Here is an 18241-nt window from a genome sequence, read left to right on the forward strand (position 1 = left end):
ATGGCGCCGGCGGCAACGGCGGCCGGGGCCCCACCGGGCCCCGCCGCGCCCCGCGGTCGCAAGAGCGTGACCGGCACCCGCAGGACCGTGGCAGCCCTGTTCCTGCTGCCCGCCCTGGTGCTGCTCGGCGCGCTCGTGGTCTACCCGATCGGGTACTCGGTCATCCGCAGCTTCTACAACGCCTCCGGCGACGGTTTCGCCGGCGCCGACAACTACAAGACCCTCTTCACCGACGACGGCATCCGCACCGCTCTGAAGAACAACGTCATCTGGGTGGTGTTCGCACCCACGGTCTCCACCGCGCTCGGTCTGATCTTCGCGGTGCTGACCGAACGGGTGCGCTGGGGAACGGCGTTCAAGCTGGTCGTCTTCATGCCGATGGCGATCTCGATGCTGGCGGCCGGGATCATCTTCCGGCTGGTGTACGACCAGGACCCGAACAAGGGGGTCGCGAACGCGGTGTGGGTGGGCATCCACGACACCTTCGCCCAGTCCTCGGCGTTCCCGAACGCCCACCCCGGCCGCGAGTCGCCGCTCACACCCGACGGCGGCGGCTTCATCACCAAGGCAACCGTCCACACGGGCCGGACCGTCGCCCTGCCCCTCGTCGGTGTCGCCCCCGACCAGATGCCGGACGGCGCGAGGAGCGCCGTGGCGGCCAGGCCGGAGCCCGGGAAGATCACCGGCACCACCTGGCAGGACTTCACCCGCGGCAAGGGCGTCGGCAGGCTCGGCGCCCCCGACCCGTCCGAGCGTGGTTACGACGGGATGCGCATCGAGGCGGTCAGGGACGGCAAGGTGGTGGCATCGGCCACGGCCGCCGCCGACGGCACGTTCACCCTGCCCGCCTCTGCCGACGGGGCCCGCCTCAGGCTTCCGGCGAGCAACTTCAGGCAGCCCTACAACGGCGTCGAATGGCTCGGTCCGTCCCTCGTGACACCCGCCATCATCGGCGCGTACGTGTGGATGTGGGCCGGTTTCGCGATGGTGCTGATCGCGGCCGGGCTCGCCGGCGTGCCCCGGGAGCTGCTGGAGGCGGCACGGGTGGACGGCGCCAACGAGTGGCAGGTGTTCCGCAAAGTCACCGTGCCGCTGCTCGCGCCGGTCCTCGCGGTGGTCGTCGTCACGTTGATGATCAACGTGCTGAAGGTGTTCGACCTCGTCTACATCATCGCGCCGGGTTCCTCCCAGGACGACGCGAACGTGCTGGCCCTGGAGCTGTACCGCAAGGGCTTCGCGGAGGACCAGCCGGGCGTCGCGAGCGCGATCGCGGTGCTGCTGCTGGTGCTGGTGATTCCGGTGATGGCGTTCAACATCCGCCGGCTGAGGCGGGAGGTGCGGCGATGACGGCGACCACCGGGAGCATCGGGAAGGTGTCCCCCGCCGGCACGACGGTGAAAGGGCGCCGGTCGCTCGGCTCCAAGATCGCCGAGAAGCTCGGCGGCGGCCTGGTCCGCGTGTTCCTGATCGTCGTGGGCCTGTTCTGGCTGGTGCCGACGATCGGTCTGCTCATCTCCTCGCTGCGGGCGCCCGAGGACATGAGCGCGAGCGGCTGGTGGACGGTGTTCACCAAGCCGTCCCAGCTCACCTTCGACAGTTACCGGAAACTGCTGGAGAACGGCGACATCACCCACTCCCTGCTGAACACCGTGCTGATCACGGTCCCGGCGACCGTCCTGGTCGTCGTGGTCGGCGCGCTCGCGGGCTACGCGTTCGCGTGGATGGAGTTCCCCGGCCGGGACTGGTGGTTCCTCGGCGTGGTGAGCCTGCTGGTGGTGCCCGTGCAGGTGGCGCTGATCCCGATCGCCGAACTGTTCGGCAGGATCGGCCTATTCGGGACGATCCTGGGGGTGATCCTGTTCCACACCGGCTTCGGTCTGCCGTTCGCGGTGTTCCTGCTGCGGAACTTCTTCGCGGAGATCCCGCGCGAGCTGCTGGAGGCGGCCCGTCTGGACGGCGCCGGTGAACTGAGGCTGTTCGCACGGGTGGTGATGCCGCTCGGCGGGCCGGCGATCGCGAGCCTCGGCATCTTCCAGTTCCTGTGGGTGTGGAACGACATGCTGGTCGCGCTGGTGTTCACCAAGTCGGGCACCCAGCCGATCACGGTCGCACTGCAGACGCAGGTACGGCAGTTCGGCAACAACATCGACGTGCTGGCACCCGGCGCGTTCATCTCCATGGTGATCCCGCTGGCCGTCTTCTTCGCGTTCCAGCGGCAGTTCGTGTCCGGGGTGATGGCGGGCGCGGTCAAGTAGCCACGCACCGGTGGCACTCCGTGAGGGGCGGGCCCTGCGCCGTAAGGGGCCCGCCGCTTCCCGTTCACCGGGTGTCCCCCACATGCCGTACGCCCCGTAACCAATTCACTCCATCGGCCGTTCCCGGTCAGAACCCCGCGCCGACCGACGACCCATGGATGCCCCTTGCCCAGGTTCAGTGTCATTGTCCCCGCGTACCAGGTCCAGGCGTATCTCTCCGAGTGCCTGGACTCGGTGCTCTCGCAGTCGTACCCCGATCTCGAACTGATCGCCGTGGACGACTGCTCGCCCGACGCCTGCGGGGCGATCATCGACGAGTACGCGGCCCGTGACGCCCGGGTGCGGCCGGTGCACCTGGCGGCGAACCAGGGGCTCGGGCGGGCCCGGAACGCCGGGATGGCCGAGGCGAGCGGCGACTACCTGGTCTTCCTGGACAGCGACGACACCCTCACCCCGGACACACTGCGCTCGATCGCGGACCGGCTCAAGGAGACCGGCGAGCCGGACGTGCTGGTGTACGACTACGCGCGCACCTACTGGGACGGCCGGACGGTGCGCAACCAGCTCGCCGCCCGGCTCGCCGAGCAGGGCCCGGTGCCGTTCCGCCTGGAGGACCGGCCGGGGCTGCTGTGGGTGCTGATGGTGGCCTGGAACAAGGCCTGCCGGCGGGAGTTCGTCGAGGAGCACGGCTTCGCCTTCCCGCCGGGCTACTACGAGGACACGCCGTGGACCTTCCCGGTGCTGATGACGGCGGAGTCGATCGCCACCCTGGACCGGGTGTGCGTGCATTACCGGCAGCGCCGGCAGGGCAGCATCCTCGGCACCACCAGCCGCAAGCACTTCGACCTGTTCGAGCAGTACGACCGGGTGTTCGCGTACGTCGACGCACACCCGGAACTGGCACGGTGGCGGCCGGAGTTGTTCCGCCGCATGGTCGACCACTGTGCGACGGTGTTCACCAGGCCGGGACGGCTGCCGCGCGGCAGCCACGGCGAGTTCCTGCGCCGGGCCCGTGCCCACTGCCGCCGCCACCGCGTCCCCGGGAGCCGGCTGCGGTGGCGGCACCTCCTGGTCCGCTTCGGCCTGCACCGCACGTTCCGCGCGTGCCGGCTGGCCGCGGCCGTGCGCCGGCGCACACTGAAAGCGGTGGTGAAGCTGGCCCGCGTCGTGCGCGCCGGCGCGCTGCGGCTGCACTACCGGATCCAGCTGCGGCTGCCGGTCCGCTCCGACCGGGCGGTGTTCACCGCCGGCGCGGGCCGCGGCCACGGCGGTGACCCGGGCGCCCTGGAGGAGGCGTTCCGCACCCACACCCCGCACATCCGCACCGCCTGGATCGCCCGCCCCGAGCACCAGCACGCGGTCCCGCCCGGGCCGCGCCGCCTGCGGCCCGGCACCGCTGCCTACTGGACGGCGCTGGCCCGCTCCAAGTACCTGGTCACCGACGACGTCCTGGACCGGGGGCTGCGCAAGCGGCACGGGCAGATCCTGATCCAGACCCGGCAGGGCACCCCGCTCAAGCACATGGGCCTGGACCTCCAGGAACGTCCGGCGGCGGCCCACGGCACCGACTTCGCCGAGCTGCTGCGCGGCGTCGACCAGTGGGACGTCGTCCTGTCCGGCAACCGGCACTCGACGCTGGTCTGGGAGCGGGTCCTCCCGGGCCGGTACCGCACGCTGGAGTACGGGTCGCCGCGCAACGACGTCTTCCAGCGGGCGACCTCCGCGGACGTCGCGCGGCTGCGGGAGGGGCTCGGCATCCCCGAGGACGCGGTCGCGATCCTGTACGCGCCGACCTTCCGCGACCATCTGCGCACCCAGCGCCCGCTGCTGGACCTGGAGCGGATCGTGCGCCGCCTCGGCCCGCGTTTCGTGATCCTGGCCCGCCCCCACCCCGTGCACGGCGGCCCGCTCGGCACGGGCGGCCGGGTCGTCGACGTCTCCGGCCACCCGAGCGTGGAGTCCCTCTGTCTGGCCTCGGACGCCCTGCTCACCGACTACTCGTCGATCATGTTCGACTACGCCAACCTGGACCGCCCGATCGTGGTGCACACCGGTGACTGGGAGGCGTACCAGGCGGCCCGCGGGACCTACTTCGACCTGCGCGCCTGCCCGCCGGGCGCGGTCGCGCGCAGCGAGGACGAGCTCATCGACATCTTCGCCACGGGCCACTGGCGCGGCACGCGCTCGGCCCAGCTGCGGGCGGCGTTCAGGGAGCGGTTCTGCCCGTACGACGACGGGCGCGCCGCCGAGCGGGTCGTACGCCATGTGGTGCTGGGCGGGACGGGGCTGCCGCCGGTGGTGCCGCTCGCGGAGCGCAAGCCGGTGCCGTCGGCCTGCGCCCGCTCACCGCTGGCCACCCTGCCGCAACCTTCCGGTTCCCTCCCCGTCACCGAGGGGCGCTGAACACCGTTGGTCCTTCCGGTAGCTCCTGTGCCCCTCGGCTCGACGCGGCCCAGTCCGAGCCGGCCGTCCACCTGGCGTCCGGCGGGGCGGCCCGGGCGCGTCCCCGGCCGGGTCCGCAAGACAACGGAAAGAGCAGAATGCCCCGCTTCAGCATCATCGTCCCGTCCCATGGGGCCGCCGCCCGGCTGTCCCAGGCGCTGGACTCGGTCCTCGGCCAGTCGTTCGGCGATCTTGAGCTGATCCCGGTCTGCGACGCGCCCGACTCCCCGGCCGCCGCCGTGGCCGCCGGCCACGCGCAGCGGGACTCCCGGGTGACGCCGGTCGACTCACCGCCGTCCGCCGGCCTGAGCGGGGCACGCAACGCGGGGATCCGGGCGGCGACCGGCGCGTACGTGCTGTTCCTCGACGGCGACGACCTGCTGCTGCCGGGCGCGCTCGCGGCGCTGGACTCCCGGCTGACCGAGACCGGCGCAGTGGACGTGCTCTACGTCCAGCACGAGCGCGCGCCCTGGTGGGAGGGCGAGCCGGCCAACCCGGCCGCGCCGCTGCTCGCCGGGGCCCCGAAGGGCGGTTTCGCCCCGGCCGACCTCCCGGAACTGACCGGCGTACAGCTACCGGCGTGGAGCGCGGTCTACCGCCGCTCCTTCCTCACCGAGCACGAACTCACCTTCCCCGACAGCCACTTCACCGACCTCGGCTGGGGCGGGCTGACCACGCTCGCCGCCGCGCGGATCGCGGTGCTGCACCGGGTCGTCGTACGGCACCGGCTGCGCCGCCAGGGCAGCCGGCTCAATCTGCCGGGGCCGCACCAGCACGACCTGCTCGACCAGGTGGAGCTGGTGCTGACCCGGGCCGCCGAGCGCGCGCTGCCCGCCGAGCGGATCCGCCCCCTGTTCGAGCAGCTGTTCACCTACGTGCTGAAGACCGCGTCCCGGCCGGAACGGCTGCCGTCCGGGCGCCGGGCGTTCTTCCGCCGCGCGGCACGTCTCTACCGGCGCCACCGGCCGGCCGGCTACCGGCCGCCCGGCGGCAGTCTGGGCGTGCAGCACGGGCTGCTGGCGACCGGGGCGTACAGCGCGTTCCGGGCCCTGCGCGGCGCCAACCAGACCGCCGCTTACGCCGCCGAGCGCCTGCCGCGCCCGCACCTGCTGCGCACCCGGCTGCGCTACACCCGCGATCTGCACCGTCCCCTCGATCCCCAGCTGGCCGTGTACTGCGCCTACTGGGGCCGCGGCTACACCTGCAACCCGGCGGCGATCCACGCCAAGGCGCGCGAACTCGCCCCGCACATCCGCTCGGTGTTCCTGGTGGAGGCCGACCAGGCGCACGCGATGCCGGAGGACGTGGAGTACGCGGTGATCGGCTCCCGCCGCTACTGGGAGGTGCTGGCGCGCGCCAAGTACCTGATCAACAACGCCAACTTCGCCGAGGGGATCGTCAAGCGGCCGGGCAGTGTGCACCTGCAGACCCAGCACGGCACCCCGCTGAAGACGATGGGCGTGGACCAGGCGCCGTACCCGGTGGTGGCCGCGCAGTCGGGCAGCTACACCAGGCTGCTCGGCCGGGTCGACCGCTGGGACTTCAACCTCTCCTCCAACCGCCACTCCACGCAGATGTGGGAGCGCGCCTTCCCCGGTTCCTGGGAGGCACTGGAGTACGGCTATCCGCGCAACGACGTCTACTGCACGGCGACTGCCGCGGACGTGGCACGGATCAGGCGGCATCTGGGCGTCCCGGAGGGCAGGACGGCCGTCCTGTACGCGCCCACCCACCGCGACCACCACACCGGCTTCGAGCCCGGCCTGGACCTGGAGGCCTTCTGCGAGGCGGCCGGCGAGGACGTCGTCGTGCTGCTGCGCGCCCACTACTTCTACGACCGGGGGCCCCTGCAGAGCTCCGGCCGGATCATCGACGTCACCGCGCACCGCTCCTCGGAGGACGTGTGCCTGGCGGCGGACGCGCTGGTCACCGACTACTCGTCGATCATGTTCGACTACGCCAACCTGGACCGTCCGATCGTCGTGTACGCCGACGACTGGGAGGTCTACCGGGAGACGCGGGGCGTCTACTTCGATCTGATGGCCGAGCCGCCCGGCCCGGTCGCGCGCACCCCGCAGGAGCTGGCGGCGGTCTTCCGCGACGGTTCGTACGCGGGCCCGGAGGCGACGGCGCTCAGGGCCGCGTTCCGGGAGCGGTTCTGCGAGTTCGACGACGGCCGGGCCGCCGAGCGCGTCGTACGGCGGGTGCTGCTCGGCGAGCCGCCGGAGGCGGTTCCGCCCGTGATCCCGCTCGCGCAACGCGTTCCCGCCCCCGCCGCCGCGACCCTCGTGAGGAGCTGACCCGCCGTGCCCCGCTTCAGTGTGATCGTGCCCTGTTTCAAGGTGCAGGGTTTTCTGCGCGAGTGCCTGGACTCGGTGCTGCTGCAGTCCTTCGGCGACTTCGAGCTGATCGCCGTGGACGACCGTTCCCCGGACGGCTGCGGCGCCATCCTCGACGAGTACGCCGGGCGTGACCCGCGGGTGAAGGTGCTGCACCTGCCGGAGAACGTGGGCCTCGGCCGGGCCCGCAACGCCGGGATGCCGCACGCCACCGGCGACTACCTGTTCTTCCTGGACAGCGACGACACCCTCACCCCGGACGCGCTGCGGGCGATCGCGGACCGGCTGGCGGAGGCCGAGGACCCGGACGTGCTGGTCTTCGACTACGCGCGTACCTACTGGTGGGGCGGCACCCGGCGCAACGTCCTGGCCGAGGTGCTCGCCGAGGCCGGCCCCGGCACGTTCACCGTCGACGAGTTCCCGCGGGTCCTGGACCTGCTGATGGTGGTGTGGAACAAGGTCTACCGGCGGGACTTCGTGACGGAGAACGGCTTCGAGTTCCCGCCCGGCTACTACGAGGACACCCCCTGGACCTTCCCGGTCATGCTCAGCGCCCGGCGGATCGCCACGCTGGACCGCATCTGCCTGAACTACCGGCAGCGCCGGCAGGGCAGCATCCTGTCCACCACCAGCCGTAAGCACTTCGACATCCACGACCAGTACGAGCGGGTCTTCGGCTTCGTCGAGCAGCACCCGGAACTCGCGCACTGGCGGCCGTATCTGCACCGCAAGATGGGCGAGCACTGCCTGGACATCCTGGCCAAGCCGGACCGGCTGCCGCCCGCCGACAGGGCAGAGTTCTTCCGGCGTACGGCGAGGATGTTCCGCGACCGCAGGCCCGAGGGCGCCCTGGTCGACGGCGAGGTCGGCATGCTGGAGGGCACCTGGACGGGTTACCGGATTAAGCGGCAGGCGGTGCGGGCCGGACGGGAAGCGGCACGCCGGGCCGGTGTGGTCCGCGACGCGGCCGCCGCCCGGGCCCGCTCCGGCTGGGCGTCCGTGCACGCGTGCCGCCCGCTCGACCCGCACCTGGTCGTCTACTCGGCGTCCTCGCACCGCGGCATGCTCGGCGACCCGGCCGCCGTCTACGCCAAGGCCCGCGAGATCGCCCCGCAGTTGCGCGGTGTGTGGGCGGTGAAGGACGCGGAGAGCGCCGCGCAGCTGCCGCCCGGCGTGGAGCACGTGATCGTGGGCTCCCGGCGCTATCTGGAGGTCACCGCGCGGGCGACGTTCTTCGTCAACGACGTCAACTGGCCCGGCACCCTGGCCAAGCGGCCCGGCACCGTGCACGTCCACACCCACCAGGGCACGCCGCTGAAGCACATGGGCGCCGACCTGCTGGACAAGCCCGGCGCCCGGCTCGGCCTCGACGTGCCGCAGATGCTGCGCAGGGCCGACCGCTGGGACTACAGCCTGGTCGCCAACCGCCACTCCGAGCTGGTCTGGGAACGCGCCTACCCCTGCCACTTCGCCTCGGTGCGCACCGGCAGCCCCCGCAACGACGTCCTGGTGAACGGCGGTCCGGGCGATTTCCGGGAGCGGTTCGGCATCCCTGCGGAGAACAGGGTCGTGCTGTACGCGCCGACCCGCCGGGACTACCGGCGCAGCGGGCATGTGGACCGGATCGACCTCGACCGGTTCGCGGCGGACCTGGGCGAGGGGCACACCCTCGTGGTCCGGCTGCACCCGTCGCTGGCGCAGGGCCCGGCGCGCGGAATGGGTCTGGCCGAGCTGGCCCGGCGCGGGATCGTGGTCGACGCGACCGACGAGCCGCGTGTGGAGGACGTGCTGCTCGCGGCGGACGTGCTGGTCACCGACTACTCGGCCGTGATGTTCGACTACGCCAACCTGGACCGGCCGATCGTGGTGCACGCCGACGACTGGCCCGCGTACAGGGCGAGCCGGGGCGCCTACTTCGACATCACCGCCGAGCCGCCCGGCCATGTCACGCACTCCTACCGGGACCTGGCCCGGCTGTTCGCGTCGGGTACCTGGCAGGACGAGGAGTCGGCGCGGCTGCGGGCCTGCTTCCGGTCCCGGTTCTGCGAGTTCGACGACGGCCGGGCCGCCGAGCGGGTGGTGCGGACGCTGCTGCTGGGCGAGCCGATGACCGGCCCGGACGTGGTACGGATCCCGGGCCAGCCGGCCGGCCGGGACACGCTGGCGCCGGCGTAGGGCGCACACCCGCGGGGCGCCGGTGGCACCGGCACCCCGCGGGTCGCGTGCCTCACTCGATGACGAGGTCGACCTCGATGTTGCCGCGGGTGGCGTTGGAGTAGGGGCAGACCTGGTGGGCGGTCTCGACCAGCTTGCGGCCGGTCTCCTCGTCCACGGTGCCGGGCAGCTCGACGCGCAGCGTCACCTTCAGCCCGAAGCCCTCGCCCTGCTTGCCGATGCCGACCTCGGCGGTGACCGCCGCGTCGCTGACGTCGACCTTCGCCTGCCGGCCGACGAGGCCGAGGGCGCTGCCGAAGCAGGCGGCGTAACCGGCGGCGAAGAGCTGCTCGGGGTTGGTGCCCTCGCCGTTGCCGCCGAGCTCCACGGGCGGGGCCAGCTTGAGGTCGATCCTGCCGTCGGACGAGACGGCACGACCCTCGCGGCCGTGGGTGGCGGTGGCGACTGCGGTGTAGAGCGCGTCCATGGTGACCCGTCCTCTCGATATGTGTCCGTTGCGGTCTTGCGAGCACAAGTAGAGCACACAATTAAGTTGTGCACAACTAAATGGCTCGAAAGAGCTACCCTGGATCCATGACCGCCTCGCCCATCGCCGACGCCGACTGGCTCCGCCTCGACCGCCAGATCTGCTTCTCCCTGCACGCCGCGTCCCGCGCCTTCAACGGCGTCTACCGCGTCCTCCTCAAGGACCTCGGGCTCACCTACCCGCAGTACCTGGTCATGCTGGTGCTGTGGGAACAGGGCGATCTGCCCGTCAAGAAACTGGGCGAGCATCTGCGGCTCGACTCCGGCACGCTCTCCCCGCTGGTCAAGCGGCTGGAAGGGGCCGGCCTGGTGCGCCGGGAGCGCAGCGCGCAGGACGAGCGCTCGGTGCGGGTCCTGCTCACCGAGGAGGGTGCGGTCCTGCGCGAGCGGGCCCTGGAGGTGCCGCGTCGCATCTTCGATGCGACCGGCTTCGGCCTGGAGGAGATCGCCGACCTGCGCGACAGCCTCGACCGGCTCACCACCGCGCTGGACGCGGCGACCGGAGCTCAGGAGCCCGAGGCCGGCTAGCCGCTGCGGGCAGGGGGTCACGGACATACAGCCGTACGGCCAGCCCACCTCGCAGCACTTCCCGCCGCCCGGTGAAGTCCCGGTGCAGTACGGCGAGTTCGGCTCGCAGGGTGGGGTTGTGCGGGCGCCGGCGCCCGGTGAGCAGATCCGGGTCCGCCACGACCCACACCCGTTTCAGCCGCGCCAGCCTCCGCCACACCTCCCGGGGCCCGGCCTCCCGCCCGTACAGACTCCCCGAGCTCGCGGCCCCCTCCACCAGCGCCACGTCCCGCGCCCCCCGGAACGCCCCCGGGTAGGCGAGGGCCACGTTGCGCACGTTCGCCGGCAGGAACAGCACAGGGTCGGCGGGCGCCAGTTCCCGCGCCACCACCCGTGAGGCGGCCCCGAGATCGTCGGGGCGGGTGCGGGGGTCGCGGTCCGCGCGGAGGAGGGGGAACTGGTGGAGGAAGGCGAGGCCGATGGCGAGAACACCGGTGAGGGTGACGAGGGCCGGCCGCAAGGCCTTGCGGGACCGCGGCACAGGGCGCCCGGCCGGCCGGCCGTCGCACAGCCGCCCCACCGCCCCGGCCACCCGCTCGGCCCCGGCGGCGACCAGCAACGGTGCCCCGCCCAGTGCGTACAGCACGTACCGGTCGACGAACAGCGGCGAGACCTGGGACGCCAGCATCAGCACCACGGGCGGCACCACGGTCAACGGCAAGGCGACACCCGCGAGGGTGATGTCGCGCCGCCGCACCGTAAGCCCGCTCAGCCCGGCCAGCGCGAGGACCAGACACACCGCGCACACCGCACCCGAGGACCCGAGGAACTGCCGGCACAGCCCTTGCGCCGTGGACGCCGTGGGCCTCTGCAACCACGCCACCTGCGCCGCCTGCCCCTGCGACACGAGCACCATGGGCACCAGCGACACGGCCACCGCACCGGCCGCGCACCCCCACCCCCGCCACACCCGCGCCCCGGCCCCCGCCAGCGCCAGCGACACCGCGTGGGCGCACAGCAGCAGGACCGCGAACTCGTGCAGCAAGCAGGTGAGGCCCAGGACGGCGCCGTACGCCGCCCAGGACCGCCGGGACGGGTCCTGCACCGCCCGCGCCCACAGCAGCGTGGCACCGGTGGCACCGGCGGCCACCAGGGCGTACGAGCGGCCTTCCTGTGCGTAGTGGCCGGCCATCGGCACGACGGCGTACAGCAGCCCCGCCCACAGCCCGACGCGCGGCCGGGCCAGCCGGGTGCCGAGCGCCGCGACCAGCGCGGCCGTCACCGCCGCCGCGCACACCGAGGGCAGCCGCAGCACGACCTCGCCGGGGTGGACGGCGAGGACGGCGTGCACGAGGAGGTAGTACAGGCCGTGCACGGCGTCGACATGGTGCAGCAGCAGCCAGATCTGCGGCACCGTACGCCGCCCCACCTGGAGACTGACAGCCTCGTCGCGCCACATCCCGCCGCGGTCGAGTCCCCACAGCCCGACCGCGGACATCACCAGCGCGGGCACGCCCACGGCGGCCCGCCGGCGGATCCGGGCCCGCCGGCCCTTTCGCGCAAGCGTCGCCCCACCGGCCGGTACGACCACTGAGGTTGCAGCCGCCTCGCGCGACTGCGGTTGCACAGGGAGCCCGACGTTCACCACGGTCCGCCCGATCTTTTCCGATTAGCCAACCTTTTTGCAGTCATGACGGCGTATCAGCATGGATACGCCATCCGCGCCGCTTAGGCTGCCATGCGATGAACCGTCTCCGTGTCAACTCCGGCCCGGTCCTCGGCGTCACCGCCCTCTGGCTGGCCACCCGTGCCCTGATGCTGTGGCTGCTCGTCCACGACAGCTCTCCGCTGCTAGGCGGGGGAGCGGTGGACCGTGAGGTATGGCGCCTCTACTCCGGCTGGTACGGCGTCCTCGCGCACGGCTCCTTCCCGGCGCACGACACGCTCTGGCAGTACCCGCCGGGCGCCGGCGTGGTGCTGCTGGCGCCGCGTCTGCTGCCGTGGCTGACGTACTTCCAGGCGTTCGTGGTGCTCACGCTGGCCGTGGACGCGCTGGTCACGGTGGCGCTCACCCGCACGGGCACGCGCACCGGGCGCAGCCTGCTCGGCGCGGCCCTGTGGACGGGTGGCCTGCCGCTGCTGCTGCACATCCCGCTCGCCCGCTACGACGTGCAGGTCACCGCCCTGGCCGTGCTCTCCCTGCTGGCGCTGGGCCGCTCGGCGCGGACGGGCGGGGTGTTCGGGGCGCTGGGTGCGCTGGTGAAGGTGTGGCCGGCGCTGGTGCTGCTGGGCACGCCCCGGGGGCCGGTGACGCGCCGGGCGTGGGGGTGGGCGACGGCGACCGCAGTCGCGGCGCTCGGTGTTCTCGCCGTGTTGTTCGACCATCCCCTGTCCTTTCTGTGGGAGCAGGGCGGACGGGGCGTGCAGATCGAGTCGCTCGGCGGTACGGCGCTGAACCTGGCGCGGCACGCCGGCTGGCCGGGCCGTGCGGACTACCGGTACGGCGCCGTCGAACTGGTCGGCCCGCACGTGGACGCCGTCGCGGCCGCCTCCCTGGCACTGACGGTGGTCGCCTTCGCGCTGCTGGTGCTGTGGCGGCTGCGGGCGCGGCACTGGAGCGGCGCCACGCCGTTCGACGCGGCGCTGTGCGCGGTGCTGCTGTTCACGGTCACCAGCCGGGTGATCAGCCCGCAGTACATGGTCTGGCTGCTCGGTCTCGCCGCCGTGTGCACGACCTCGCGGCACACCAGCCAGCGGCCGGTCGCGGGGCTGGTCCTGGTGGCCACCGCGCTGAGCTCCCTGGTGTTCCCGATGCACTACGCCGAGGTGGTCGACGGCACCTGGACCGGCTGTCTGCTGATGCTGGCCCGCAACGGGGTGCTGGCGTCCGCGGCCGTGCTGTCGTTCCTCCGGCTGTGGCGGGCGGCGCGGCCGAACGGAAAGACCCCGCCGGCAACGGAACCCCGCCCCGGATACGACCGTCTTCCGAAGCGAGCGCTAAGTCTTTCTTAACGTTGTATTACTGAACATTTCTACGCTCCGCTCGTGGACCTGATGCGACCAGACCCGCCAGACACCTCCGACACCTCCGACACCTCCGACACCTCCGACGCCCCCGGCGCCGCCGACACGGCGGTCACCTCCGTCACGGCAGTCACGGCGGACACAGCAGTAACCGCCGACACACCAGATACGGCAGGTACCCCAGACCCGGCAGGTACCGGGGAGTCGCCGCGCTCGCCGCAGGTCGGTGTCGTCGTCATCGGGTACAACGACCGGGCCCATGTCGGTGACGCCGTGCGTTCGGCGCTCGCCCAGGGACCGGCGGTCGCCGAGGTCGTCGCCGTGGACGACAGCTCCACGGACGGCAGTGCCGAGCTGCTCGACCGGCTGGCCGCCGACGAACCCCGGCTGCGGGTGGTGCGCCGGGACGTGAACAGCGGCGGCTGCGGCAGCCCGCGCAACACCGGCATCGACGCGGTGACCACGCCGTACGTGATGTTCCTGGACAGCGACGACGTGCTGCCGCCCGGCGCGGTGGACGCGCTGCTGACGGCGGCCGAGGGGGCGCGTGCCGAGGTCGCGAGCGGGCTGTGCGTGCGCCGGGAACTCCCCTCGGGGCGTGAACAACCGTGGCAGGAAGCCCTCTACACGGCGCACACCGTTCTCGCGCGCCCCGCGCAGCGGCCGCGCCTGGTCCACGACACCCTGTGCGTCAACAAGCTGTACCGCACCGACTTCCTGCGGGCGCACGGCATCCGCTTCCCGGAGGGCCGCTTCCTCTACGAGGACATCGTCTTCACCGCGCGCGTGCTGGCCGCCGGCCCGCGCATCGCGCTCGCACCGGACCGCGTGTACGTGTGGCATGTGCGCCGATCCGCCGAGCAGCTGTCGCTGTCCCTGGACCGCGAACACATCGACAACTGGAAGGCGCGCCTCGAGGCGTGCGCGCAGGCGTACGACATCCTCCTGGGCGCCGGTCAGAAGGAACTGGCGCGGGCGGCGCGGGCCAAGTTCCTCGACCACGAGGTGCGGATGTACGCGCGCGAGCTGGGATTGCGCGACGCGCACTACCGGCGCGAGTGGTGGGCGCACACCCGGGACTATCTGGCGCGCTACGACGCCGCCGACTGGGAGCTCAACCCGAGCGCTCCGGGCCGACTGCTCGGCCGGGTGATCCTGGAGTCGCCCGAGCCCCGCGACCTGCCCCGGCTGCGCGAGCTGGCCGCCCGCCCGGCCCGCCTGCTGCCGCCGTACGCCCGCACCCCCGCCGGCGTCCCCGCCTGGTCCACCGACCTCCCCCAGGTCACCCTCACGCCGTTCCTGACCCGTCCCACCGCCGCGCTCCCCCTCGCGTTCGACGCGGAACTGCGGCCACGCGCGCGTGTCTCGCGCCTGTGTCTGCGGCTGCACGAGCTGTACGGAAGGGTGGCCGAGGCGGACCCGCGCGAGGTGGACGTGGAATGGCAGTCCCGGGACGACGACCGGACCCGGGGGCTCACGACGGTTCCGCTCACGCCCTCCGGCGGGGCGGCCAGCGCACGAGGCGGCGCGGAAACCGCAGCGCGAACCGGCGCGGAATCCGGCCCGGGGGCCGGTGCGAGGACCGGTCCGGACAGCTGGTCGGCCGAACTTCCGGTCGACCTGGGGGCGCTCGGCGCGGGCACCTGGGACCTGCGGCTGACCGTACGCTTCGGCGACGGCACGCAGCGGGTCGTCACGGCGCACGCCCTGGCGGGCGCCGGCCGGCTGCGCCGGCGCGCCGTCCCGAGCTTCCGGTACGGGGTGCTCCTGGTGCAGCCGTACGCCACGCACTCCGGGGCGCTGGCCGTGCGCCTGGCCACCGGAGCGCGCGGAGTGCTGCAGGTGGTGGGCGGCCGGCTCCGCCGGCTGCGCCACTGAGACGCCGACTGCTTCACTGAGAGAGACCCGCTGCTCCACCGAGCGGCTGAACGGGCCAACTGACGAGGAGACGGCCACCATGACCTGGCTGATCACCGGCGGTGCCGGATACATCGGGGCACACGTCGTACGGGCGATGACCGAGGCGGGCGAGCGCACGGTCGTCTACGACGACCTGTCCACGGGCGTCGCCGAACGCGTCCCGGCGGAGGTCCCCCTGGTGCGGGGCTCCGTCCTGGACGCCGAGCTGGTGGCCCGCACGCTCGCCGAGCACGAGATCAGCGGGATCGTGCACCTGGCGGCGAAGAAGCAGGTGGGCGAGTCGGTGGAGCGCCCGCTGGACTACTACCGCGAGAACGTCGAGGGCCTGCGCGTCCTCCTGGAGGCGGTGACGGCGGCGGAGGTCCCGTCCTTCGTCCTGTCCTCCTCGGCCGCCGTCTACGGCATGCCGGACGTCGACCTGGTCACCGAGGAGACCCCCTGCCTGCCGTTGTCCCCCTACGGCGAGACCAAGCTGGCCGGCGAATGGCTGGTCCGCGCGACGGGCAGGGCGACCGGCTTGGCCACGGCCTCCCTCCGCTACTTCAACGTGGCGGGCGCGGCCGGCCCCGAACTCGCCGACACCGGCGTGTTCAACCTGATCCCGATGGTCTTCGAGAAGCTCACCGAGGGCGCGCCGCCGCGCATCTTCGGCGACGACTACCCGACGCCGGACGGCACCTGCGTGCGTGACTACATCCACGTGGTCGACCTGGCCGAGGCCCACGTCACCGTCGCCCGCGCCCTGGCCTCCTCCCCCGGCACCGACCTGACGCTCAACATCGGCCGCGGCGAGGGTGTTTCGGTGCGCGAGATGATCGACCGCATCAACGCGGTCACCGGCTACGACCGCCCGCCGACCGTCACCCCACGCCGCCCCGGCGATCCCGCGCGGGTCGTCGCCTCGGCCGCCCGCATCGCCACCGAGCTGGGCTGGCAGACCAAGTACGACGTCCAGGACATGATCACCTCGGCCTGGGAGGGCTGGGTGCACCATCACCCGGAGGCCGCCCGTTCATAGGCCTTCCGTACGGCGAGCGGCCGGGCCCCGAAGCCGACCGCGGGTGGTACGCGGGTGGTACACGGGGGCGGCTCGCACCGTTCCCCGCGCCCCTGAGGGCTCCGGCTCCGTCCACCGCGGACGGTGGCGCCGCCCTGCACCTGCGCCTGGCGGGGACACGGCTCCGCCGGAGAGCGCCCGGGAGCGCCGGAGCGGCCGCAGCCCCCGCTCTCCCCGGCGTGGAACTCTCACAACGCCTTGAGCGCCCCCGCCGTGGCCCGGGCCAGGTTGTCCAGGTAGCCCTTGGGCAGCCTGGGTGAGCGGATCACCACCGCGCGCCAGTACAGCGGGCCCGAGATCAGGTCCAGGGCGAGGTCGGGGTCCAGCCCCCCGCGCACCTCGCCCCGCTTCTCCGCCGCTGCCACGATCTTGCTGGCCACGCCCTCCTGCCCGTCCCGCAGGGCCTTCTGGAAGGCGTCGGCGATGTCGGGATTGCGGGCCGCCTCCGCCTGCAGGTCGGGGATGATCTGCGAGGCGACCGGATGGCGCAGGGCGCGCGAGGTGACCTCGTACAGCAGGCGGAGGTCGCCCTCCAGGGAACCCGTGTCGGGGACCGGGAGACCCAGGACCGCCATGGCGGAGACGACGTCCAGGACCAGGTGCAGTTTGGAACGCCAGCGCCGGTACACCGCCGTCTTGCCGACGCCCGCCCGCCGCGCGATGCCCTCGATGGACATGCGTGCGTATCCGACGGACGCGAGTTCCTCGAAGACCGCCGCCCGGATGGCCTCGGTCACATCTTCCCGGAGTACGGCGGCCCCCGCGGGGGACCGACGGCGCGGGCGCGTCGGCGGATCGTCGGCGTTCGTGGTCATGCTGCACAGCATAGGCCGTTACGACGAAACGGTTGCGTTCCGACGTCGATTGGTTCTACGCTCACGTTGCGACGATACGGTCCCGTTCCGACGTAAGAGAACGTGAAGAGAAGCGTAAGGAAACGAACGCGATGTCGGACGACGGACCACCGACGCGCCCCGGCTGACGGCCGGGCCGCGGCACCCCCTCCCCCCGAGCGAAAGCAGCGGATGTGAGCCAGGTCCTCGACACACCGCCCCCCACCCAGGCCCCGGCCGATGACGATCTCGCGGCGCTGGCCGCCCGGCACGGCCTGTCGGTCAGCGGCGCCCGCCCCTCGCTGCCGGACTACGTCCGCCAGCTGTGGGCCCGGCGCCACTTCATCACCGCCTTCGCGACCGCCAAGCTGACCGCGCAGTACAGCGAGGCGAAGCTCGGCCAGGTCTGGCAGGTCATGACCCCGCTGCTGAACGCGGCGGTCTACTACTTCATCTTCGGTGTGCTGCTCGGCACCAAGAAGGGCGTCCCGGACTACGTCCCGTTCCTGGTCACCGGCGTGTTCGTGTGGACGTTCACGCAGAGCTCGATCCAGGTCGGCACCCGGGCGATCTCCGGCAACCTGGGACTGGTGCGCGCGCTGCACTTCCCGCGCGCCGCGCTGCCGATCTCCTTCTGCATCCAGCAGCTCCAGCAGCTGCTGTTCTCGATGGCCGCGCTCGTCGTCATCCTGCTCTGCTTCGGCCTGCCGGTCACCGCCTCCTGGCTGCTGGTGATCCCGGCGCTGATCCTCCAGTTCCTGTTCAACGCGGGCATGGCGATGATCATGGCGCGGATGGGCGCCAAGACCCCGGACATCGCCCAGCTGATGCCGTTCGTGCTGCGCACCTGGATGTACGTGTCCGGCGTGATGTGGAGCATCGACAAGCTCACCAAGAAGGACCACCTGCCGCACATCGTCACGGTCCTGCTGCGGACCAACCCGGCCGCCGTCTACATCGACCTCATGCGCTACGCGCTGATCGCCAGTTTCCACGCCAAGCAGCTGCCCCCGCACGTGTGGCCGGTCGCCGTCGGCTGGGCCCTGGTCGTCGGCGTCGGCGGCTTCATCTACTTCTGGAAGGCAGAGGAGAAGTACGGCCGTGGCTGAGCAGACTCCTGAGAACCCCGAGATCCACGACGAGCTCCACGAGGAGACCCCCGAC

At 72.4% G+C, this 18241-nt stretch carries 13 protein-coding genes; 10 read left to right on the forward strand and 3 right to left on the reverse strand.

The genetic code is table 11. From position 1 onward, the window contains the following. From ABZ919_RS32130 to ABZ919_RS32150, 5 genes are all read left to right on the forward strand, one after another. Nucleotides 1-1347 (forward strand): sugar ABC transporter permease, encoded by a 1347-nt coding sequence (locus ABZ919_RS32130; RefSeq protein ID WP_361254592.1) that lies wholly within the window; start codon nt 1-3, stop codon nt 1345-1347. Then, nucleotides 1344-2255 (forward strand): carbohydrate ABC transporter permease, encoded by a 912-nt coding sequence (locus ABZ919_RS32135; protein ID WP_361254594.1) that lies wholly within the window; start codon nt 1344-1346, stop codon nt 2253-2255. The genes ABZ919_RS32130 and ABZ919_RS32135 overlap by 4 nt, the downstream gene beginning before the upstream one ends. Before the next feature lie 165 nt (nt 2256-2420). Then, on the forward strand, nt 2421-4658 hold the full coding sequence (locus ABZ919_RS32140) for a bifunctional glycosyltransferase family 2 protein/CDP-glycerol:glycerophosphate glycerophosphotransferase (RefSeq protein WP_361254597.1): 2238 nt from the start codon (nt 2421-2423) through the stop codon (nt 4656-4658). A gap of 137 nt (nt 4659-4795) precedes the next feature. Continuing rightward, nucleotides 4796-6997, forward strand: coding sequence for a CDP-glycerol glycerophosphotransferase family protein (locus ABZ919_RS32145; protein ID WP_361254600.1), 2202 nt, complete (start codon nt 4796-4798; stop codon nt 6995-6997). Between the two features lie 6 nt (nt 6998-7003). Then, a complete protein-coding gene (locus ABZ919_RS32150) occupies nt 7004-9211 on the forward strand; it encodes a CDP-glycerol glycerophosphotransferase family protein (RefSeq protein WP_361254603.1) in 2208 nt (735 codons plus the stop codon). Between the two features lie 52 nt (nt 9212-9263). Here the strand turns inward: ABZ919_RS32150 and ABZ919_RS32155 are convergent, their stop codons facing one another. Then, nucleotides 9264-9677: an organic hydroperoxide resistance protein gene (locus ABZ919_RS32155; RefSeq protein WP_361254606.1), complete on the reverse strand. Its 414-nt coding sequence runs from the start codon at nt 9675-9677 to the stop codon at nt 9264-9266. A gap of 107 nt (nt 9678-9784) precedes the next feature. Here ABZ919_RS32155 and ABZ919_RS32160 point away from each other — a divergent pair, with 107 nt between their 5' ends. After that, entirely contained in the window at nt 9785-10264 is a 480-nt protein-coding gene (locus ABZ919_RS32160) for a MarR family transcriptional regulator (protein WP_361254608.1), read from the forward strand. On the opposite strand, the gene ABZ919_RS32165 is transcribed toward ABZ919_RS32160, so the two are convergent. Continuing rightward, complete coding sequence (locus ABZ919_RS32165; protein ID WP_361254611.1) at nt 10212-11762, reverse strand: glycosyltransferase family 39 protein; 1551 nt, start codon at nt 11760-11762, stop codon at nt 10212-10214. The genes ABZ919_RS32160 and ABZ919_RS32165 overlap by 53 nt on opposite strands. 224 nt (nt 11763-11986) lie before the next feature. Here ABZ919_RS32165 and ABZ919_RS32170 point away from each other — a divergent pair, with 224 nt between their 5' ends. The 3 genes from ABZ919_RS32170 to galE all read left to right on the forward strand — a co-directional run bounded on the left by ABZ919_RS32170 (nt 11987) and on the right by galE (nt 16205). Continuing rightward, a complete protein-coding gene (locus ABZ919_RS32170; protein ID WP_361254614.1) occupies nt 11987-13255 on the forward strand; it encodes a glycosyltransferase family 87 protein in 1269 nt (422 codons plus the stop codon). 42 nt (nt 13256-13297) lie between these two features. Further along, nucleotides 13298-15145, forward strand: a complete 1848-nt coding sequence (locus ABZ919_RS32175; RefSeq protein ID WP_361254693.1) for a glycosyltransferase family 2 protein — start codon at nt 13298-13300, stop codon at nt 15143-15145. A gap of 79 nt (nt 15146-15224) precedes the next feature. Beyond that, nucleotides 15225-16205: a UDP-glucose 4-epimerase GalE gene (gene galE / locus ABZ919_RS32180; RefSeq protein ID WP_361254617.1), complete on the forward strand. Its 981-nt coding sequence runs from the start codon at nt 15225-15227 to the stop codon at nt 16203-16205. Nucleotides 16206-16432: 227 nt separating this feature from the next. Here the strand turns inward: galE and ABZ919_RS32185 are convergent, their stop codons facing one another. Continuing rightward, nucleotides 16433-17059: a TetR/AcrR family transcriptional regulator gene (locus tag ABZ919_RS32185; protein WP_361254620.1), complete on the reverse strand. Its 627-nt coding sequence runs from the start codon at nt 17057-17059 to the stop codon at nt 16433-16435. A 212-nt stretch (nt 17060-17271) separates the two neighbouring features. Between ABZ919_RS32185 and ABZ919_RS32190 the strand changes: the two genes are divergently transcribed. Beyond that, the gene (locus ABZ919_RS32190) at nt 17272-18186 is read left to right on the forward strand and encodes an ABC transporter permease (RefSeq protein ID WP_361254623.1); all 915 of its coding nucleotides are present in this window, start codon (nt 17272-17274) and stop codon (nt 18184-18186) included. The last annotated feature ends 55 nt before the right edge of the window (nt 18187-18241 follow it).

The sequence above is a fragment of the Streptomyces sp. NPDC046759 genome (genome assembly GCF_040645475.1).
Lineage (GTDB): Bacteria > Actinomycetota > Actinomycetes > Streptomycetales > Streptomycetaceae > Streptomyces.